Below are 19,879 nucleotides of genomic sequence, written 5' to 3' on the forward strand. Positions count from 1 at the left end.
ATGGGATGGTGGCGCGAAACCATTGATATCGTAAAAGAAAATGATCCAGCGGCGCGCACCACTTTGGAGGTTCTACTGACCTATCCAGGTGTTAAGGCCTTAGCTGCCCACCGTCTCTCGCATTTTCTCTGGAAGCACGGCTTCAAACTCCTGGCTCGGATGCATAGTCAGTTTTGGCGCTTTTGGACTCAGATTGAGATCCATCCAGGTGCTCAGATAGAATCAGGTGTTTTTATCGACCATGGTTCAGGTCTGGTGATTGGAGAGACGGCGATTGTTGAAAAAGGCGTTCTTCTCTATCACGGAGTGACTCTTGGTGGGACTGGTAAGGATGTTGGCAAACGCCATCCGACTGTGCGTAAAAGAGCTCTCATATCAGCCCATGCCCAAGTCATCGGACCGGTAGAAATTGGTGAAAATGCCAAAGTCGGTGCTGCTGCAGTAGTTGTGGCAGACGTACCTAGTGATGTAACAGTTGTCGGTATTCCAGCTAAGATTGTTCGCGTTCATGGACAGAAGGATGAACCAACGATCCACGAAGTCGAAGAAAAACGGGAGTACTACGTCAATAAACTCGAGCAGGCTAAAGAAGCCAGTCACAGATCGTCTGGGTTGTAGAGAGTAGTAATGCCTTTTATCGAGAAACGCCTGATAAGGTCAAGCGTCGCTTGGCTGCTGGTGCACAAGTGGTCGACATGGAAGCTTCAGCTATCATGGCTTGGAGTCAATTTCGCAAGACCAAGGTCTATCAGTTCTTCCACACAGCTGACTATGTGGATCATCATAACCGAACCTGGGATGCCCGCCATGAAGATCGGACAGCTGATGCCATGACTTTTGTCACTATCGCTTTGACAATAGCAAAGGAACTAGAAAGGTAACTACAAGAATGGCAGTATATTTTTACGGCTGTATCACCATGGATGGCTACTTGGCAGACAGCCAGCACAGGATAGACTGGCTGCATCAGCTTGGTTCTGTAGAGGATACAGGCTATGATGATTTTTACAGGCAAATGGATATCACCATCATGGGCAAGCGGACCTTTGAGGAAATCCAGGATTTGCAAGATGTAGAAAGTTTTTATCAAGCTACGGAAAACTATGTCTTTACGCATGATAGGCACCTGCCTGTCAGCAATTACCAGCCAGTAGCTGGGGATGTGGTGGACTTTGTTCACCAGATTGACAAAGGCAAAAATGTCTTTGTGATTGGTGGTAATTCCTTGGTAGGACCGCTCTTGGATGCGGATCTTTTCGACCACCTCATTATTCAGATAGCGCCCCTTATCCTAGGAAAGGGGGTTCCCCTCTTTACCCAAGAGGAAGGGCAGCGCTTTTACCAACTGGATAGCCTCAGACAATTTGGCCCTTTTGCAGAGCTGGTTTTCAGCCGAAAAAGTCAGAAATAGAGAAGGGAGTGGACCGCATGATTAAAATTTACGACACCATGACTCGTGATTTGCGAGAATTTGTACCTATTGAGGACGGTAAGGTTAAGATGTATGTTTGTGGGCCAACCGTTTACAACTATATCCACGTGGGGAATGCTCGTTCAACGGTAGCCTTTGATACCATTCGTCGCTACTTTGAATATCGTGGCTACGAAGTTTCCTATATTTCCAATTTTACGGATGTGGATGATAAGATTATCAATCGTGCCAAAGAAGAAGGCATCACGCCTCAAGAGGTTGCGGACAAGTACATCGCTGCCTTTCGTGAGGATGTGACAGCCTTGGGCGTGAAACCTGCGACTCGCCATCCGCGTGTAGTGGAGTTTATGGCGGACATCATTCGTTTTGTCGCTGACTTGATTGAAAAAGGTTATGCTTACGAGAGTCAAGGAGATGTTTACTTCCGCGTGGAAAAATCTCACAACTATGCTAAGTTGGCCAATAAAACCTTGGAAGATTTGGAGCTGGGTGCTTCAGGTCGTACCGATGAAGAAACGGCTCGCAAGGAAAATCCTGTAGACTTTGCCCTTTGGAAAGCTGCAAAACCAGGCGAGATTTCTTGGGACAGTCCTTGGGGACCTGGTCGTCCGGGTTGGCATATTGAATGTTCAGTCATGTCGACAGAGATTTTGGGAGATACCATTGATATCCACGGTGGTGGAGCTGATTTGGAGTTTCCTCACCATACCAACGAAATTGCCCAGTCAGAAGCAAAAACAGGCAAGACTTTTGCTAACTACTGGATGCATAATGGCTTTGTCAATATCGACAATGTCAAGATGTCTAAGTCCTTGGGCAACTTTATAACCGTACACGATGCCCTTAAAACTCTTGATGGGCAAGTGTTGCGTTTCTTCTTTGCCACTCAGCATTACCGTAAACCTATCAACTTTACGGAAAAAGCAGTGCGTGATGCCGAGACCAATCTTAAGTATCTAAAAAACACTTACGAACAACCATTTACAGGAAACGTGGATACCCAAGAGTTACAGGCTTTTAAAGATAAGTTTGTTGCCGATATGGATGAGGATTTCAACTCCGCAAATGGTATTACAGTTGTCTTTGAAATGGCCAAATGGATCAACTCAGGAAACTATGATGCAAGTGTTAAGGAAGCTCTTGCGGCTATGTTGGAAGTCTTTGGAATAGTCTTTGTTGAGGAAGTTTTGGATGCGGTGATCGAAGCCTTAATCCAAAAACGCCAAGAAGCGCGTGCTAATCGTGACTTTGCGACAGCAGACCAAATCCGTGACCAATTGGCTGCTCAAGGAATTAAGCTCCTTGACACCAAGGATGGAGTGAGGTGGACTCGTGATTGATGTCAATCTCATTAACGGGATTGCGCTAGCTTTTGAGGGAGATGCAGTTTACTCCATGTATATCCGTCGCCATCTCATCCTTAAAGGAATGACCAAACCCAATAAACTCCACCAAGAGGCGACTAAGTATGTGTCAGCCAAGGCTCAGGCTCGCTTGATTGCCCTCATGTTGGAAGAGCAAGTCCTGACGGAAAAAGAAGAAGAAATCTACAAACGTGGTCGCAATACCAATAGCCACACAAAGGCTAAAAATGCTGATGTGGTGACTTACCGCATGTCTACAGGTTTTGAAGCAGTGATGGGCTATCTCCATCTGACTGAAAATCTGGAGCGTCTAGAGACTATAATTTCTTGGTGCATCCAAAAAGTGGAGGGCTAGAATATGATTGCAAAGGAATTACAGGACTGGTTTCCTGAAGCTCAGATTTCAGATCAGCCGATTGAGAAACCAGGCTATCTTACTCTCCCTTTAGCTTCTCAGCAGTGGATTCTACTGGAGGAAGCTGGGCTCAGCGAGCGTGAAAAGCAGTTGGTTGCCCTTTTGACCCAGCAGGAGCAGGCTCGTTCGCTCAATCCTTGGTATCCCTATCTGATTGAGGGGAAGGGGCAGGCACCGCAAGCATTTAAAAAAATTCAGCTGGTTTATTGCCATCTGTCTTATTACCAACAGGAAAATCTAGCCTCTTGGCTAGATATGATGCAGACCCTCTTTCCCAACTGCCAAACAGTGTTACAGGTCGGGGCTCAGGATTATGTGTTTGTGCTTCAACAAGATAAGTACACCTCTGTTCGCTCAATCTTATCTGATACGATTGAAGCGGTTGAGTATGACTTTGGCCTTCGTCTGTCTATCATGTCGGGGCAGGTGTGGTTTCAGACAGGCTCTCAAGCCCTATCAGACCTAATCAAAACGGAGCGAGATTTGTTTAAGACTTGGTGGCGTCAGGGTCACCAAGGTGTATACACCTTTTCACAACTCTATCTTTGGAGTATGGGAGAAAGGATTGTGGACCTGAGAGTCATTAAAGAATGTCTGCACCAGATGATTTTGGCTCAGGATCAGATTCAGGAAATTATCCTTTCTCTCTGGGAAAATAGTGCTGTCCTAACTAAAACAGCCCAGCAACTCTATCTACATCGCAATTCTCTCCAATACAAGATTGACAAATGGGAAGAATTGACAGGGCTTCAGTTGAAGGAGTTAACGGATCTTACCTTGTGTTATCAGTTGATTTTACCAGATATTCTTTAAAGTTTTGTGCAAGTTGCACAGAACTTTTTTATTTTTTTGGTCACTTTGCCATAGAAAAGTAAAGCGTTTTCATCTATAATAAAACTATCAAAATACAAAAGGAGTTCACCTCGATGGTAGAATTAAATCTTAAAAATATTTACAAAAAATATCCAAACAGCGAACACTACTCAGTTGAAGACTTCAACTTGGACATCAAAGACAAAGAATTTATCGTTTTCGTAGGTCCTTCAGGATGTGGTAAATCAACAACTCTTCGTATGATTGCTGGTCTTGAAGACATTACAGAAGGTACTGCATCTATCGATGGCGTGGTTGTTAACGACGTAGCTCCAAAAGACCGTGACATTGCCATGGTATTCCAAAACTACGCTCTTTACCCACACATGACTGTATATGACAACATGGCTTTCGGTTTGAAATTGCGCAAATACAGCAAAGAAGACATCGACAAACGTGTGCAAGAAGCGGCAGCAATCCTTGGTTTGAAAGAATTCTTGGATCGTAAACCTGCTGACCTTTCAGGTGGTCAACGTCAACGTGTTGCCATGGGTCGTGCCATCGTCCGTGATGCAAAAGTGTTCTTGATGGACGAACCTTTGTCAAACTTGGATGCCAAACTTCGTGTATCTATGCGTGCTGAAATTGCGAAAATCCACCGTCGTATCGGTGCTACAACCATCTACGTAACTCACGACCAAACAGAAGCGATGACATTGGCAGACCGTATCGTTATCATGTCAGCTACTAAGAACCCTGCTGGTACAGGTACTATCGGACGTGTTGAACAAATCGGTACCCCTCAAGAAGTTTACAAAAACCCAGTTAACAAATTTGTAGCAGGATTTATCGGAAGCCCAGCTATGAACTTCATCAATGTGAAATTGGTCGGTAGCGAAATTGTTTCTGACGGTTTCCGTTTGAAAGTGCCAGAAGGTGCTTTGAAAGTTCTTCGTGACAAAGGCTACGAAGGAAAAGAATTGATTTTCGGTATCCGTCCAGAAGATGTGAATGCAGAACCTGCTTTCCTTGAAACATTCCCAGAATCAGTGGTTAAAGCAACTATCTCAGTATCAGAATTGCTTGGTTCAGAATCTCACCTTTACTGCCAAGTTGGTAAAGACGAATTTGTTGCAAAAGTGGATGCTCGTGACTACTTGCAAACAGGTGCAACAGTTGAACTTGGATTTGACTTGAACAAAGCACACTTCTTCGATGTAGAAACTGAAAAAACAGTCTACTAAGCAAATGAAATGTCAAAACACTGCTAGAGAAATCTGGCAGTGTTTTTTAATGATTGGTATTGGCATAAAAACAGGCTTTTCTAGTTTTCATATCCTTAAAAAAGTGATAAAATGGTAGGAAGAATTGGAGAGTATAGATGCCGAAAGAAGTGAATTTGACGGGCGATCAGGTAGTCGCTTTAACGAGAGAATATTTAACAAAGGAAGACGTTGCTTTTGTACAAAAAGCATTGATTTACGCAGTTGATTGTCATAGTGGGCAGTTTCGGAAATCAGGTGAGCCCTATATTATCCATCCCATTCAGGTAGCAGGAATTCTGGCTAAGCTCAAGCTGGATGCCGTAACCGTTGCCTGTGGTTTTTTGCATGACGTGGTTGAAGACACAGATGCGACACTGGATGATCTAGAGAGAGAGTTTGGTCATGATGTTCGGATTATCGTTGATGGGGTGACCAAGCTTGGTAAGGTTGAGTACAAATCACTCGAGGAACAATTGGCTGAAAATCACCGCAAGATGCTTATGGCCATGTCAGAGGATATCCGTGTTATCTTGGTTAAATTATCGGACCGTTTGCACAATATGCGGACTCTCAAACACCTTCGAAAGGACAAGCAAGAGCGTATCTCCAGAGAAACCATGGAAATTTATGCACCACTTGCTCATCGTCTAGGGATTTCCAGTGTCAAGTGGGAGTTGGAAGATCTATCTTTCCGTTATCTCAATCCAACTGAGTTTTACAAGATCACCCACATGATGAAGGAAAAACGCAGAGAACGTGAGGCTTTGGTCGATGAAGTTGTAACCAAGTTGGAAGAGTACGCTACAGAAAGAAATCTCAAAGGGAAAATCTATGGTCGTCCTAAGCATATCTATTCGATCTACCGCAAGATGCAGGATAAGAAGAAACGCTTTGAGGAAATTTATGACCTGATTGCCATTCGCTGTATCTTAGATACCCAGAGTGATGTCTATGCTATGCTGGGTTATGTGCATGAACTTTGGAAACCTATGCCAGGCCGCTTCAAAGACTATATCGCCAATCGTAAGGCCAATGGTTACCAGTCTATCCATACAACTGTTTATGGGCCAAAAGGGCCGATTGAGTTCCAGATTCGGACCAAGGAAATGCACGAAGTGGCTGAGTATGGGGTTGCGGCTCACTGGGCTTATAAGAAAGGCATTAAAGGGCAGGTCAACAGCAAGGAATCTGCTATTGGAATGAACTGGATCAAGGAGATGATGGAGCTCCAAGACCAGGCTGATGATGCCAAGGAATTTGTGGACTCTGTTAAGGAAAACTATCTGGCGGAGGAGATTTACGTCTTTACTCCTGATGGTGCGGTTCGCTCCCTACCAAAAGATTCAGGACCGATTGACTTTGCCTATGAAATCCATACCAAAGTCGGTGAAAAAGCGACTGGTGCCAAGGTCAATGGCCGTATGGTTCCGCTGACAACCAAGCTCAAGACAGGGGATCAGGTTGAAATTATCACCAATCCCAACTCCTTTGGTCCGAGTCGTGACTGGCTCAACATGGTCAAGACCAGCAAGGCGCGCAACAAGATTCGTCAGTTCTTTAAAAATCAAGACAAGGAATTATCCGTTAACAAGGGCCGTGAGATGTTGATGGCCCAGTTCCAAGAAAACGGCTATGTAGCCAATAAATTCATGGACAAGCGCCATATGGATGAGGTTCTTCAAAAGACCAGCTACAAGACAGAGGAAGCCCTCTACGCAGCCATTGGTTTTGGAGAAATTGGCGCTATTACCGTCTTTAACCGCTTGACCGAAAAGGAACGTCGTGAGGAAGAACGCGCTAAGGCCAAGGCGGAGGCAGAAGAGCTTGTCAAAGGTGGCGAAGTTAAGGTCGAGAACAAAGAAACCATCAAGGTCAAGCATGAGGGTGGTGTGGTCATTGAAGGTGCTTCAGGTCTCCTCGTTCGTATTGCCAAGTGTTGCAATCCAGTGCCGGGTGACGACATTGTCGGCTACATTACTAAGGGACGCGGTGTAGCTATTCACCGTGTGGACTGTATGAATCTCCGTGCCCAAGAAAACTATGAGCAACGTCTCCTTGATGTGGAATGGGAAGATCAATTCTCAAGCAAGGAATACACTGCCCACATCGATATCTATGGTCTCAACCGTACAGGGCTCTTAAATGATGTTTTACAAGTTCTCTCAAACACGACCAAGAATATCTCAACTGTTAATGCTCAACCAACCAAGGATATGAAATTTGCTAATATCCATGTCTCATTTGGTATTTCCAACCTCTCTACACTGACCACAGTCGTGGACAAGATTAAGAGTGTGCCAGAGGTCTACTCTGTCAAACGAACCAACGGCTAATTCTCTCTTCAGTTACCAGAAAGGCTATTATGAAAATCATCATTCAACGAGTCAAGAAAGCCCAAGTCAGTATCGGAGGTCAGGTACGGGGAAAAATTAATCAGGGACTCTTATTGCTGGTCGGTGTTGGTCCAGAGGACCAAGAGGAAGATTTGGACTATGCTGTGAGAAAGCTTGTTAACATGCGGATTTTTTCAGATACAGAAGGCAAGATGAACCTGTCTGTCAAGGATATTGAAGGGGAAATCCTTTCTATTTCCCAGTTTACCCTCTTTGCAGACACCAAGAAAGGCAATCGTCCCGCCTTTACAGGAGCAGCCAAGCCGGATATGGCAGCTGCCTTCTATGAGGCTTTCAACCAAAAGCTAGCTCAGGAAGTGCCCGTTCAGACAGGCATCTTTGGAGCGGATATGCAGGTGGAGCTGGTTAATGATGGACCAGTTACCATCATTCTTGATACTAAAAATAGATAAGAAAACCAAGCCCAGCTGGCTTGGTTTTTGTTTATAGACACTCCCAGAAAGAGATGTGTTTATTGTAAAAGTCTGGATAGTTTTCTCTTAGGTGGCTAGCCGTTATATAATATAAAGTAGAATGACAACCAGTGACGATTGGCATAAGAGAGGAAAATCGCTGAGAACTAGCGAAGGTTAAAAGGACAAATAATAGAAAATCGCTGATGAGCACTCCTAAATAGTAGAGGCGAATTTTTTTGTTCATCTGAGGATAAATCTCAACGAAATGATGTTTGAGTCGGTTGACCAAGCGAAATAGCAGTAGTCCCTGAGCAAGGATGAAAATAAAACCAGAGAGCAGGAGCCAGTCTACAGAGAGATCGGTTTTGGAGATAAAAATTGCTAATAGTAGCAAATCGCTGACTGCAATGGCTACGAAATGGATTCTAAAGAGCTTTTTCATAGGAAGACCTCCCTCTTTTATCTAGCTTCATTCTACACCAAACAAATGGGCATTACAAGCAAAATAATAAAAAATCCCTGAAAAGAATTTCTTTCAGGAATAAGGTCTTAGTTGATTTTTTCGACATAGAGTTGTTTGGCAATATCGATGCTAACTTGGAGATCTTCACCTTTGTTGACTAGTGTAAAGGTATTGGAAAAATTATCAAACTGCTTGACTTGGACTTGGTCACCGATATGAATCTCATGCTTTTCTAAGTATTTAAGCAAGTCAAAACTATCGTGAACCCGAGTCAGGAGATAGGTTCCAGCTTCTTTGGTATCTGCTAAAGGTAGGTTGTTGATTTCGACCAGGAGCTCTCCCTTGGCTGGAATGGTTCCTCCGTGTGGACAGGTTTTAGGGAAGCCAAGCAGTTTATCCAGTCTCTCTACGAAGAGGTCGGATACAGTGTGCTCTAGGACCTCAGCTTCTTCGTGGATCTGGTCGCTGGTATAGTCGAGATGGTGAACTAGAAAGACTTCAATCAACCGGTGTTTGCGATAGAGCTCGGAGACTAGTTTGAGCCCAATATCTGTCAATAGATAGCCATTCTCCTTATCCTTAAGGATGAGATTTTCACTTTTCATGCGTTTGATCATCTCTGTTACAGCAGGTGGAGAGACTTGCATACGGGTAGCAATTTCTTTATTGGTGATTTTCTGTATCTCCGTACCGATTTCATAAATACATTTTAGGTAGTCTTCTTTATTTGGCGTCATTCGTTCCCTCTTGTCTTTTCTCTCCATCTAGTATATCAAAAAAAGCTAGATTTCTCTAGCCTTCTGCCCTAATGGCTTTGATTTTAGTCCAGTTCTTTCACTGCAGCAATAGCAGCTTCAAAGTCTGGTTCCGTGTTGATGTTGTCAACGTATTCTACGTAACGGATGACATTGTCAGTATCGAGAACAAAGACAGCACGTGCAAGGAGATGCCATTCGTTGATCAAGAGGGCATAATCGCGCCCGAAAGAATGGTCGAAGTAGTCTGAGAGCATGATGGCATTGTCAAGACCTTCAGCCCCACACCAGCGTCCTTGGGCAAATGGTAGGTCCATAGAAACAGTAAGAACGACGGTATTGTCGAGGTTAGCTAGTTCTTGGTTGAATCGACGTGTTTGCGTTGAGCAGATACCAGTATCGATAGAAGGGACAACACTCAAGACTTTTTTCTTTCCATCAAAGTCAGCTAGCGTTTTTTTAGAGAGATCGGTTGTCGTAAGAGAAAAGTCAAGTGCCTTGTCTCCGACTTGCAGTTGTTTACCTGTAAAAGTTACAGGATTTCCGAGAAAAGTGGTCATGAAACTACTCCATTCTTTTTTCTTTTATTTTACCGAGAATTGTCAGATTTTTCCAATGATTTGACTGGAAAGTGTAAAAAAACGCCTGTTCATGTGAGAACGACGTTTTTTAATGGATTACTTAGACAAACCTTCAGCAATTTTGTCAAGGTTGTATTTCATCATGCTGTAGTAGCTGTCTCCTTCTTTCCCTTCTTCAGCGATTGAGTCAGTAAAGATTTGTGCGTAGATTGGGATGTTTGTGTCTTGTGAAACAGTCTTCATTGGACGGTCATCGACACTTGATTCAACAAAGAGTGATGGAACTTTTGTTTGGCGAAGTTTTTCAACCAAGGTCTTGATTTGTTCCGGTGTACCTTCTTCTTCCGTGTTGATTTCCCAGATGTAGGCACTTGGTACGCCGTAAGCTTTAGAGAAGTATTTGAAGCATCCTTCGCTGGTTACGATGAGTTTCTTTTCAGCAGGGATATTGTTAAATTTCTCTTTGGCTTCTTTGTCTAGTTTGTCTAGTTTTTCAGTATAGTCTTTGAGATTTTTTTCGTAGAATTCCTTGTTGCTAGGGTCTTTTGCAATCAGTTGTTTAGCGATATTTTTAGCATAAATTATCCCATTTTCAAGGTTGAGCCAAGCGTGTGGGTCTTCTTTACCTTTTTCGTTTTGACCTTCAAGGTAGATGATGTCTACACCATCGCTAACTGCAAAGTAGTCTTTGTTTTCAGTTTTCTTGGCATTTTCGACCAATTTTGTAAACCAAGCATTGCCACCTGTTTCAAGGTTGATACCGTTATAGAAAATCAAGTCAGCTTGAGAGGTTTTCTTAACGTCTTCAGGAAGTGGTTCGTATTCGTGTGGGTCTTGACCAACAGGAACGATACTATGAAGATCAATCTTGTCACCAGCGATATTTTTGGTAATATCAGCGATGATTGAGTTTGTAGCAACAACTTTTAGTTTTTGACCAGAAGCAGTATCTTTTTTTCCGCTAGCACATGCGACAAGTGCAATGACGGAAAGAAAGAGTACAAGCAATGTACCTAATTTTTTCATTAGATTCCTCCAGATAGGGTTTCCCGTTATTTAATGATTTTTTTGTTTTTCAGTTTCAAGTATCGTTGTTTAGGAGAGATAAAGAAACTGATTAGAAAGAAGCTGGCGGATGTGAGCACGATGCTGGATCCTGCTGCGAGATTGAAGCTATAGCCGATAAAGAGTCCCAAAACAGAAGCGGTTGCCCCTAGGGTTGATGAAAGGAAAATCATGCTCTTTAGGCTATTAGCATAAAGGTAAGCCGTCGCAGCTGGGGTGATCAACATGGCTACGATAAGAATAGTTCCAACACTTTGCATGGCGGTGACTGACACAAGGGTCAAGAGCACCATGAGCAGATAGTGGTAGAAATTGACGGGCATTCCCATGGCTTTAGCCAGGAGCTCGTCAAAGGATGTAATCAATAGTTGTTTAAAGAAAATCCCGATAATCAAAAGAATCAATGCCCCAACACCGATGGTGATCCACATGTCCGTATCTTGGACAGCGAGGATATTCCCAAAAAGGATATGGAAGAGGTCTGTCGAACTCTTGGCAACACTAATCAAGATGACACCTAAGGCTAAGAAAGATGAAAAGGTAATACCAATGGCGGTGTCACTCTTGATGATAGAGTTTCCCTTGATGTAGGTAATGATGATGGAAGCCATCAAACCAAAGATGATCGCTCCAATAAAGAAATCAATTCCCAGGATAAAGGAAAGGGCTACGCCGGGCAAAACTGCGTGAGAGATAGCATCTCCCATGAGAGACATCCCACGTAGGATGATAAAACATCCCACAGCTCCAGCAACAACTCCGATGACAATAGCTGTTATCAAGGCGTTTTGTAGGAAATGGAAATTTTGCAATCCATTGATAAATTCTGCTATCATAGGTCACCTCCATTGAAAAAGAGTTTGCTACCGTAGGCCTTTTTAAGATTGGCTTCGGTAAAGGTTTCTATAGTCGGACCAAGGTCTATTAATTCTCGATTGAGAAGCAAAACTTGGTCGAAATAATGGGGGACTTTGCTGAGGTCATGATGGACGATGAGAACTGTTTTACCAGCTTTTTTAAGGTCTCTCAGCGTGTTCATGATAATCTCTTCACTAACCGAATCAATCCCGACAAAAGGCTCATCTAAAAAGATGTAGTCAGCTTCCTGCACAAGGCAGCGGGCAATCAACACACGTTGGAATTGTCCTCCTGAGAGCTGGCTGATTTGGCGATCAGCATAGTCTGAAAGTCCAACGATTTCAAGAGCCTCTGCCACTTTTTTCCAGTGGCTGGCCTTTAAAGTGTGAAAAAGCGGGATAGATGGATAGAGTCCCAGTGAGACACATTCCTTGACCTTGATAGGGAAATTGTAGTCGATATGGATTTTTTGCTCGACATAGGCAACTCGATGTAAAGATTTCTTGACTTCTTTGTCGTCGAGAAAGGCCTGACCTTCATGTGGGATAATTCCCAACATACCTTTTAATAAAGTTGATTTTCCAGCACCATTTGGACCAATAATTCCGGTAATCGTTGGTCCTTGGAGCACTAGTGAAATATCCTTTAGTGCCAACGTTTCTTTGTAGGAGACACTGAGGTTTTCGATACGTATCATACAGTTGTATTCCTCCTGCCTTTTAATATACCTTAAAAAAAAAATTAAGTCAAGTTAATTTTTGAAAAATTTAAAATAATAACTGAAAAACGAAGAAAAAAGAGAAACCATTTTTAATTGCATTCCCAAGTGTTTTTTGCTAAGCTAAGAATAAGTGAAAAATGAAAGCGAGAACAAGATGACACGTTATCAAGATGATTTTTATGATGCTATTAATGGCGAATGGGAAAAAACAGCTGTCATTCCAGCTGATAAATCTCGAACAGGTGGTTTTATTGACCTTGATGAGGAAATTGAAGAGTTGATGCTGGCAACAACGGACAAGTGGTTGGCAGGAGAGGATGTCCCAGAGGATGCTATCCTCGCAAACTTTGTTAAGTACCATCGCATGGTACGCGATTTTGATAAGAGAGAAGCAGATGGGATCAAGCCCGTCCTTCCTCTGCTCAAGGAATATCAGGATTTGGAGAGTTTTGCAGATTTTACCAGCAAACTGGCAGAGTTCGAACTAGCTGGTAAACCAAACTTCCTTCCATTTGGTGTATCGCCAGACTTTATGGATGCCAGAACCAATGTTCTTTGGGCCAGTGCTCCAGGAACAATCTTGCCAGATACAACCTACTATGCTGAAGACCATCCTCAACGTGAGGAGCTCTTGACTCTTTGGAAGGAAAGTACAACGAATCTTCTCAAAGCCTATGATTTCTCAGACGAGGAAATCGCAGACTTACTAGAGAAGAGATTGGAATTGGACCGTCGTATCGCAGCAGTGGTTCTTTCAAACGAAGAAAGTTCAGAATATGCCAAACTCTACCATCCATACGCTTATGAAGAATTCAAAAAATTTGCTCCTGCCCTACCTTTGGATGACTTCTTCCAAGCTGTTCTTGGGCAAGTTCCTGACAAGGTTATCGTAGATGAGGAACGTTTCTGGCAAGCAGCAGATCAGTTTTATAGTGAGGAAGCTTGGCCTCTACTCAAAGCAACCTTGATTTTGGCAGTGGTGAATCTTTCAACCAGTTATTTGACAGATGAGATTCGTGTCTTGTCAGGTGCCTATGGACGTGCCCTTTCAGGTGTGCCAGAAGCTCAGGACAAGGTCAAGGCAGCTTATCATTTGGCCCAAGGTCCCTTTAAGCAAGCCCTTGGTCTCTGGTACGCGCATGAAAAATTCTCTCCAGAAGCTAAGGCAGACGTAGAGAAAAAAGTAGCGACTATGATTGACGTTTATAAGGAACGTTTGGCTAAGAATGACTGGCTCACGCCTGAAACGCGTGACAAGGCCATTGTCAAACTTAATGTCATCAAGCCTTATATCGGTTATCCAGAGGAATTGCCAGCCCGCTACAAGGACAAGGTAGTGGATGAAACTGCCAGTCTCTTTGAGAATGCCCTAGCCTTTGCGCGTGTGGAAATCAAGCACAGCTGGAGTAAGTGGAACCAACCGGTTGACTACAAGGAGTGGGGCATGCCTGCTCATATGGTCAATGCCTACTATAATCCTCAGAAGAACTTGATTGTCTTCCCAGCGGCTATTTTACAGGCTCCATTCTATGACTTGCACCAGTCGTCTTCAGCCAACTACGGTGGTATTGGTGCTGTTATTGCTCACGAGATTTCTCATGCCTTTGACACAAATGGCGCGTCCTTTGATGAAAATGGTAGTCTTAAGGATTGGTGGACAGAAAGCGACTATGCTGCCTTTAAAGAAAAAACGCAGAAAGTTATCGACCAGTTTGATGGACAAGAATCTTACGGCGCAACGATTAACGGGAAACTAACTGTATCAGAAAACGTTGCCGACTTGGGAGGAATTGCTGCAGCCCTTGAAGCTGCTAAGAGAGAACCAGACTTCTCAGCTGAAGAATTCTTCCACAACTTTGCTCGTATCTGGCGTATGAAAGGCCGTCCTGAATTGATGAAACTCATGGCCAGTGTCGATGTGCACGCGCCTGCCAAACTCCGTGTCAATGTGCAAGTGCCAAACTTCGATGACTTCTTTACAACTTATGATGTCAAAGAAGGCGACGGTATGTGGCGTTCACCAGAGGAACGTGTGATTATTTGGTAAGACAAAAACCAAGGAAATTTTCCTTGGTTTTTTGCTTGCTAGAAAAAAGGATTAAAAGTCTTTTCGTGAGCGATAGTCGTAGCTGGACCATGCCCAGGATAGACATCGTAGTTAGGAAGAGTAAAGAGTTGCGTCTGAATGCTATGGAGGAGTTGTTCCGTGCTACCTGTAGGAAGGTCTGTTCGTCCGATGGTTTCTCGGAATAGAGCATCTCCCGTCAAGACTAGATGAGCATCAGGAAAGACGATAGAAACACCGCCGATAGAGTGCCCTGGGGTTGGTAGAACTGTAAAACGAAATTCCTCAAGCTGGTATTCCTCATGAAAGGTAAAGGTGTGCTCTGCTGGTTTTGCGACCACATCTGCCATATCATCGTGACGAGGGAGACCAGAGAGATTATCGACTGGAGTGTAAAGCCAGCTAGCTTCGCTCTCTGCTACATAAACTGGGGGATTTCCAAAAGTCTCGCGAACCAAGTCCAGACTCATAATATGGTCGTAGTGGGTGTGGCTCAGGAGAATCACGCAGACTGGTTTGTTGATTTTTTCGATAGTCTTGCGAATAGCTTCCCAATGGCTACCTGGGTCAACCACAATCAGGTGTTGGTCTCCCTCTATGTAGTAGGTATTTTCATAGGCAACGGGATTCACGGTTTTATGGATTTTCATACTGGCTCCAATCTCAAAGAATGTACTAAACTAAGTATAGCATAGAAGAGAGAAATAAAGTGAAAAGAAAGTCCCACTTTTGTATTCAAGGTTGGTTGATTTATATTAAAAAAGAAGGAAATTGCTGTGAGAAGACTTGTTATATTTTTAGTTGAATGGTAATAAGAACATAGAATAAATAAGAAATAACTGATAAAAATACAGTTTCTTTTATTCGGAACGCATTTGGATTTCATAGTTATAATTATAAATAAAATATGTTAAAAAATAATATTTGCGAAGTGTATCCAAATATAAATATATATACTTTGATACATTAAATAGTATTTCATTGATTTTCATATAATAAAAAAACAAGGTTTACAGTCTGTAAATAAAGGGTTTAATAAAGTTTTTATGAATCAAATGATTTGGATATTGTTAATTTTATTTAAATAAAATTTAAAAAGTTATTGAAAAAGATATAAAAAAATGTTAGTATGAATATGCATATTGAATATGAGGATATAATCCTTTTAGAATAACGAAATTTAAAAACCAATTTTCGAGAAGGGAAAGAAATTTCGTTTTTTCTATATTTCAATATCGACATAATAAAAATAGGGAGGTTGTTTTTCTTATGAAGAGTAAGCAACAGAATTTTAGAACGGAGAAGTACATTCGTTATGGCATTCGGAAGTACAGCTTTGGGGCAGCGTCGGTGGCAATTGCGGCCGGTTTGATGATGTTCCTAGGTAATGGTGCGGTATCGGCAGCGGAAGTACAAGGTGCAGATGCAACAGTGGCAACGACAACACCAGTAGCAACAAAGGAGTCGGAGTCAACTATAACGGCGGAGAAATCTGAAGCTAAGGCGTCAGAAAAAGTAGTAGAGACTAAAAAAGTTGATAAGACTGCTCTGACTAAAAAAGTAGTTGAGTTAGAAGCGAAGATTGCATCTGCAAAGAAAGCTGATGCAACAGCGATAGCTACTGCAAATGAAGTATTGACTGCGGCAAAGGCAGTTCTTGCAAACGAAACTGCAAAACAGGCTGATATCGATGCAGAGCATGCTAAAGTTGAAGCTTTGATTACAGTTGTAGTTGAGTCAGACGAAGCTGGGAAACAAGTTGAGGAAACAGCAGCAACTACAGCAGTCAAACCAGTGGCGACCACTGCTACAGAAAAAGCAGAAAAAGTAGAAGAAACAAAAGAAACTGTCAAACCAGTCCAAGAAGCTAAAAAAGTCTTAGAACAAGTTACCTCTGAAGCTGAGGTAACCAATGTTTTAGCAACTGAAGCAGTCCGGAAAAATAAGCTTGAGGCTGAAAACAAAGCGGCAATTGAGGCAGCGATAGCTAATAATAAAGAAGTTATTGCGGAAGCTAAAAAAGTGTTAGTTACGGATAGCGTTACAGCTAGACAAGGCAATGAACAATTGTCACGTTTGAACGAGTCAATTCTTGCAGTATATAATGAACTAAAAAAAGCAGGAATCGGAAAAGATGGAAACTTTGGAGTCGCTTTGGCTGCTCAAGATTTCTATGCCGAAGAGGGTTCTAACACAACTCATGCATCAGAAACAAACGCTTCAAATCATACTGGTAAAGATACCTATACAATTCCGGTACAAGAAATTAAATTAATTACGGGTACTGATGCTACAGGGCTAGAGATTGAAGTCTATTCTAATCAACGGACTGGTGAAGATACCAATGCTGGAAATGGGATGCATACAGAACAAGGTGGAAAAACTGGTCATAACAACAAAGGACGTGTAGACTATCCATTAACCCCTGATGCCGCTAAAAAGTTAGCTGAAGAAGCACCACTTTGGAGAAATAAACTCCGTGCGGATGGGTCAAGAATTTCAAACTCTGCGACGTCAATATACTCTGCTAACGGTGGTTATGAATATCTAGCTACAGAAATTTATGGCTATGGGTATGAACAAGGAGTTGACAGAGTTTATATTAAAGGTTTGAAAGATCGTATCGCTGTTTCTGAAAATGCCAAGCAAGCTGGTTGGAGTTTAACTTCTGTAACCCCAACTAACCTTGTGCCGGGATTGACATACGATTCAGAAACAGACACAATTCAAGGAAAAGTTATAGCGGATATTGAAAATGGAGTTTATGATTTACGATTTAATATTACTGCGACCAATACAGATGGTCGAACAGTAACTTTCCAAATTCAGAATCTTCGTGCTGGTTGGGTCGGGTGGCAAGATAGCACACCTCCTAAAATAAAGTCAGACTCTGAGCGTTATGATCGTAAAGTAGGTGATGATGCTAATGTAAACATTCAATTCTATGACGAATCAGGTGCCAGTGCAACACCAGGAAATAGTCGAGGAACTTATAACTACACGACGGTTGAAGGAAAAGTTGTAAGAGTGCCTCAAAGATTTTCTAGAGCAGTGACAGGAGTTTCAGGATATAACACCATTGGTGAACAATTAGATGATTCTAAAGTCCTAATTCCAGGTACTAGCTATAGTGTTGCAAACAGTACTTCTGATGAGCAAGCTGCTGATCAAACGAATATGGGGAGAGGAATCATTTCTGGAAAATTAACTGAAGCAGGAATTTACACAGTCTCCGTATTTGCAAAAGATTATGATAAATTGGCTAATAATAATGTCTGGAACCAATCTGGACAAGAAGCACATGCTACTGTAACATTAGTCGTGAAACCAAAGGTTGAGGTTCAAAACGTTGAAACTTACTCAACAGTTGTACCAGTAAAAATTTCTAAAGGTGCATCAAGTGCTAAGGTAACAATGCCTGATGGTACTGTAACCAATCTAAAAGCAGTTAATGGCAAATGGCTCGTAGACAGTGCTTCAACCAACACAGCTGTTTCTGAAAATCAAGAATTAGGTATTGTAGATTCCGATACAGTCTTTAATATTCCTGTGACATCAGAGGCAACTGCCAAAGTTGGTGTTGATAATATCAAAGTAGAAGCATCTGCTGAAAATGTTAAGGGAACTTTCTTACGTGAACAAGTTGAGTTAAATGGAACGGATGGGCAAAAACATACTGCTACTTTTAATAAGGCTACCGGACACTGGGAGTTACTTGGCGACTATGCTGAAAGTAAAACACTGAATGGTGATGGTACGACAAGATGGACTAAACGTCAAGTGTACACAGAAGCTCAGCAAGACGGTGGTATGAAATTTTATATCTATGAGTACATTCGACAGCTTGATAGCACTGGGAAAGTGACAAGTGTAGAAACGCCAACTCGTCCAGAAACGATTTATGTTTCTAAGAATACTAATCAGGTAGGAGATGGAATGTCAGTAACAGTCACTTACGATAAACATTCAAATACCTGGGCGTCATCTGATGGAACTGAAGTGACTGCTACTAAGCTTGAAAATGACTCTTGGGAAGTTCATACTAAGTCAGGATTTGGTGGTATTATTAGAGGGACGATTGCAACAAATACTGATGTGGCAACTGTAGTAAATACAAAACCAACAGCAACTTCACAAGATTATACTTCAACAAAAGGTACAGCTGTTGACCTTCGTAATGAAGCAAAAGCTGCAGTAAGCATCTCAGACTCTGAAGATACTAAATATGGAAAAACTACCTATATCACTAGAATCACAGTAACATCGCCTTCAGGAGTTCAAAAAGTATTTGATACCAAACAAGATGCAAATAACTATAATATTGCTAGTGGATATAGCTTAAATGAAGTAGGAGTATATACTGTTAAGATTGATGTTATTGATAGTAATGGAAATTATACTACTGAAGCAACAATCGGTGGAACTGAGTCGGGAGTTGATCATGGAGTTGATTCATCAACCGCTACAACAACCTACCATATTACAGTAACTGATACGATTGAAGGACATAATGTGACTTCGACTGATATTCAAGGTGCTACTCAAAAAGAAACTCCAACCTTTACATCTGTTGGAGATGGATCACCAGTAAAACCAAGTGCTTCTTCTCCTGCTAAGTTAGTAGATCCAAAAACAGGTGGATTTGTTGATACTCTAACAATTGATGGTCAGGGTACCTACTCAATTGATAATGAAACAGGTGAAGTAACTTTTGTTCCATTGAAGACATTTACTGGTACAGCTACACCTGTCACAGTTTCACTTACTGCAAAATTAGGAAAAGATGCTAATGATACGGATATTACAGCAACTGCTACAGCAACGTATACTCCAACTGTAGTACCTGTTAAACCAACTTCTACAGATGATGAGTCTGAAGGACCTAAAGGACAAACACAAAACGGTACACCAACTTTTACTGGTGGTAAAGTTGAAGTAAACGGTGTAGAGAAGACTGTTGAAATTGATGAAAATGTTAAACCAACCTTTGATGATGGCACAACTAAGAAAGTTGTTCCGGGAGAAGGAACTTATACCATTGATGAAAATGGTGTGGTAACTTTCACACCAGAAAAAGACTTTGTTGGGAAGGCTTCAGGAGTTACAGTCAAACGAGTTGATAAGAACGGAACAGAAATAACTGCAAAATACACTCCAACTGTCCGTCCAATTACTTCATTTGTAGATACTAAGGGGAATACATTAATTCCAACCGAAGACGGTGAACAACCTAAGAAAGATATTCCAGGTTACCGCTTCGTAGAGACTAAGAA

17 protein-coding genes and 1 pseudogene are annotated in these 19,879 nt (G+C 42.1%); 11 read left to right on the top strand and 7 right to left on the bottom strand.

Features of this window, described 5'->3' with window-relative positions:
• The 9 genes and pseudogenes from cysE to dtd all read left to right on the top strand — a co-directional run bounded on the left by cysE (position 1) and on the right by dtd (position 8,095).
• Entirely contained in the window at positions 1 to 618 is a 618-nt protein-coding gene (gene cysE / locus ADM50_RS01700) for a serine O-acetyltransferase (RefSeq protein ID WP_049484314.1), read from the top strand.
• 2 nt (positions 619 to 620) lie between these two features.
• A pseudogene (locus ADM50_RS01705) lies at positions 621 to 881 on the top strand (phosphorylase family protein); the annotation flags it as partial.
• An 8-nt stretch (positions 882 to 889) separates the two neighbouring features.
• Positions 890 to 1,411, top strand: a complete 522-nt coding sequence (locus tag ADM50_RS01710) for a dihydrofolate reductase family protein (RefSeq protein ID WP_000301974.1) — start codon at positions 890 to 892, stop codon at positions 1,409 to 1,411.
• Between the two features lie 17 nt (positions 1,412 to 1,428).
• On the top strand, positions 1,429 to 2,772 hold the full coding sequence (cysS, locus tag ADM50_RS01715) for a cysteine--tRNA ligase (RefSeq protein ID WP_049484315.1): 1,344 nt from the start codon (positions 1,429 to 1,431) through the stop codon (positions 2,770 to 2,772).
• On the top strand, positions 2,765 to 3,151 hold the full coding sequence (locus ADM50_RS01720) for a Mini-ribonuclease 3 (protein ID WP_000567909.1): 387 nt from the start codon (positions 2,765 to 2,767) through the stop codon (positions 3,149 to 3,151). Before cysS ends, ADM50_RS01720 begins: the two co-directional genes overlap by 8 nt.
• A gap of 3 nt (positions 3,152 to 3,154) precedes the next feature.
• Positions 3,155 to 4,024, top strand: coding sequence for a helix-turn-helix domain-containing protein (locus tag ADM50_RS01725; RefSeq protein WP_049484316.1), 870 nt, complete (start codon positions 3,155 to 3,157; stop codon positions 4,022 to 4,024).
• A gap of 113 nt (positions 4,025 to 4,137) precedes the next feature.
• Positions 4,138 to 5,268: an ABC transporter ATP-binding protein gene (locus ADM50_RS01730; RefSeq protein WP_000229944.1), complete on the top strand. Its 1,131-nt coding sequence runs from the start codon at positions 4,138 to 4,140 to the stop codon at positions 5,266 to 5,268.
• Positions 5,269 to 5,405: 137 nt separating this feature from the next.
• Positions 5,406 to 7,622, top strand: a complete 2,217-nt coding sequence (locus ADM50_RS01735; RefSeq protein WP_049484317.1) for a RelA/SpoT family protein — start codon at positions 5,406 to 5,408, stop codon at positions 7,620 to 7,622.
• Positions 7,623 to 7,651: 29 nt separating this feature from the next.
• Positions 7,652 to 8,095 carry a D-aminoacyl-tRNA deacylase gene (gene dtd, locus ADM50_RS01740; protein ID WP_049484318.1) on the top strand — a complete coding sequence of 148 codons (444 nt, stop codon included), beginning with the start codon at positions 7,652 to 7,654 and terminating at the stop codon, positions 8,093 to 8,095.
• A 31-nt stretch (positions 8,096 to 8,126) separates the two neighbouring features.
• On the opposite strand, the gene ADM50_RS01745 is transcribed toward dtd, so the two are convergent.
• The 6 genes from ADM50_RS01745 to ADM50_RS01770 form a co-directional block, all read right to left on the bottom strand.
• Positions 8,127 to 8,540, bottom strand: a complete 414-nt coding sequence (locus ADM50_RS01745; RefSeq protein ID WP_049484319.1) for a hypothetical protein — start codon at positions 8,538 to 8,540, stop codon at positions 8,127 to 8,129.
• Between the two features lie 107 nt (positions 8,541 to 8,647).
• A complete protein-coding gene (locus ADM50_RS01750; protein ID WP_049484320.1) occupies positions 8,648 to 9,298 on the bottom strand; it encodes a metal-dependent transcriptional regulator in 651 nt (216 codons plus the stop codon).
• 83 nt (positions 9,299 to 9,381) lie between these two features.
• On the bottom strand, positions 9,382 to 9,876 hold the full coding sequence (gene tpx / locus ADM50_RS01755; protein WP_000206539.1) for a thiol peroxidase: 495 nt from the start codon (positions 9,874 to 9,876) through the stop codon (positions 9,382 to 9,384).
• A gap of 117 nt (positions 9,877 to 9,993) precedes the next feature.
• Positions 9,994 to 10,923 carry a metal ABC transporter substrate-binding lipoprotein/adhesin PsaA gene (psaA, locus tag ADM50_RS01760; RefSeq protein WP_049484321.1) on the bottom strand — a complete coding sequence of 310 codons (930 nt, stop codon included), beginning with the start codon at positions 10,921 to 10,923 and terminating at the stop codon, positions 9,994 to 9,996.
• A 26-nt stretch (positions 10,924 to 10,949) separates the two neighbouring features.
• Positions 10,950 to 11,798: a metal ABC transporter permease gene (locus ADM50_RS01765; protein ID WP_000559799.1), complete on the bottom strand. Its 849-nt coding sequence runs from the start codon at positions 11,796 to 11,798 to the stop codon at positions 10,950 to 10,952.
• Positions 11,795 to 12,517, bottom strand: coding sequence for a metal ABC transporter ATP-binding protein (locus ADM50_RS01770; protein ID WP_049484322.1), 723 nt, complete (start codon positions 12,515 to 12,517; stop codon positions 11,795 to 11,797). Before ADM50_RS01770 ends, ADM50_RS01765 begins: the two co-directional genes overlap by 4 nt.
• A 178-nt stretch (positions 12,518 to 12,695) precedes the next feature.
• Between ADM50_RS01770 and ADM50_RS01775 the strand changes: the two genes are divergently transcribed.
• Positions 12,696 to 14,588, top strand: a complete 1,893-nt coding sequence (locus ADM50_RS01775; RefSeq protein WP_049484323.1) for a M13 family metallopeptidase — start codon at positions 12,696 to 12,698, stop codon at positions 14,586 to 14,588.
• A gap of 38 nt (positions 14,589 to 14,626) precedes the next feature.
• Here the strand turns inward: ADM50_RS01775 and ADM50_RS01780 are convergent, their stop codons facing one another.
• On the bottom strand, positions 14,627 to 15,256 hold the full coding sequence (locus ADM50_RS01780) for an MBL fold metallo-hydrolase (RefSeq protein WP_049484324.1): 630 nt from the start codon (positions 15,254 to 15,256) through the stop codon (positions 14,627 to 14,629).
• Positions 15,257 to 15,875: 619 nt separating this feature from the next.
• Here ADM50_RS01780 and ADM50_RS01785 point away from each other — a divergent pair.
• On the top strand, positions 15,876 to 19,879 hold a 4,004-nt coding region (locus ADM50_RS01785; RefSeq protein WP_049484325.1), incomplete at its 3' end, for a YSIRK-type signal peptide-containing protein.

Source organism: Streptococcus oralis (assembly GCF_001075675.1).
Lineage (GTDB): Bacteria > Bacillota > Bacilli > Lactobacillales > Streptococcaceae > Streptococcus > Streptococcus oralis_V.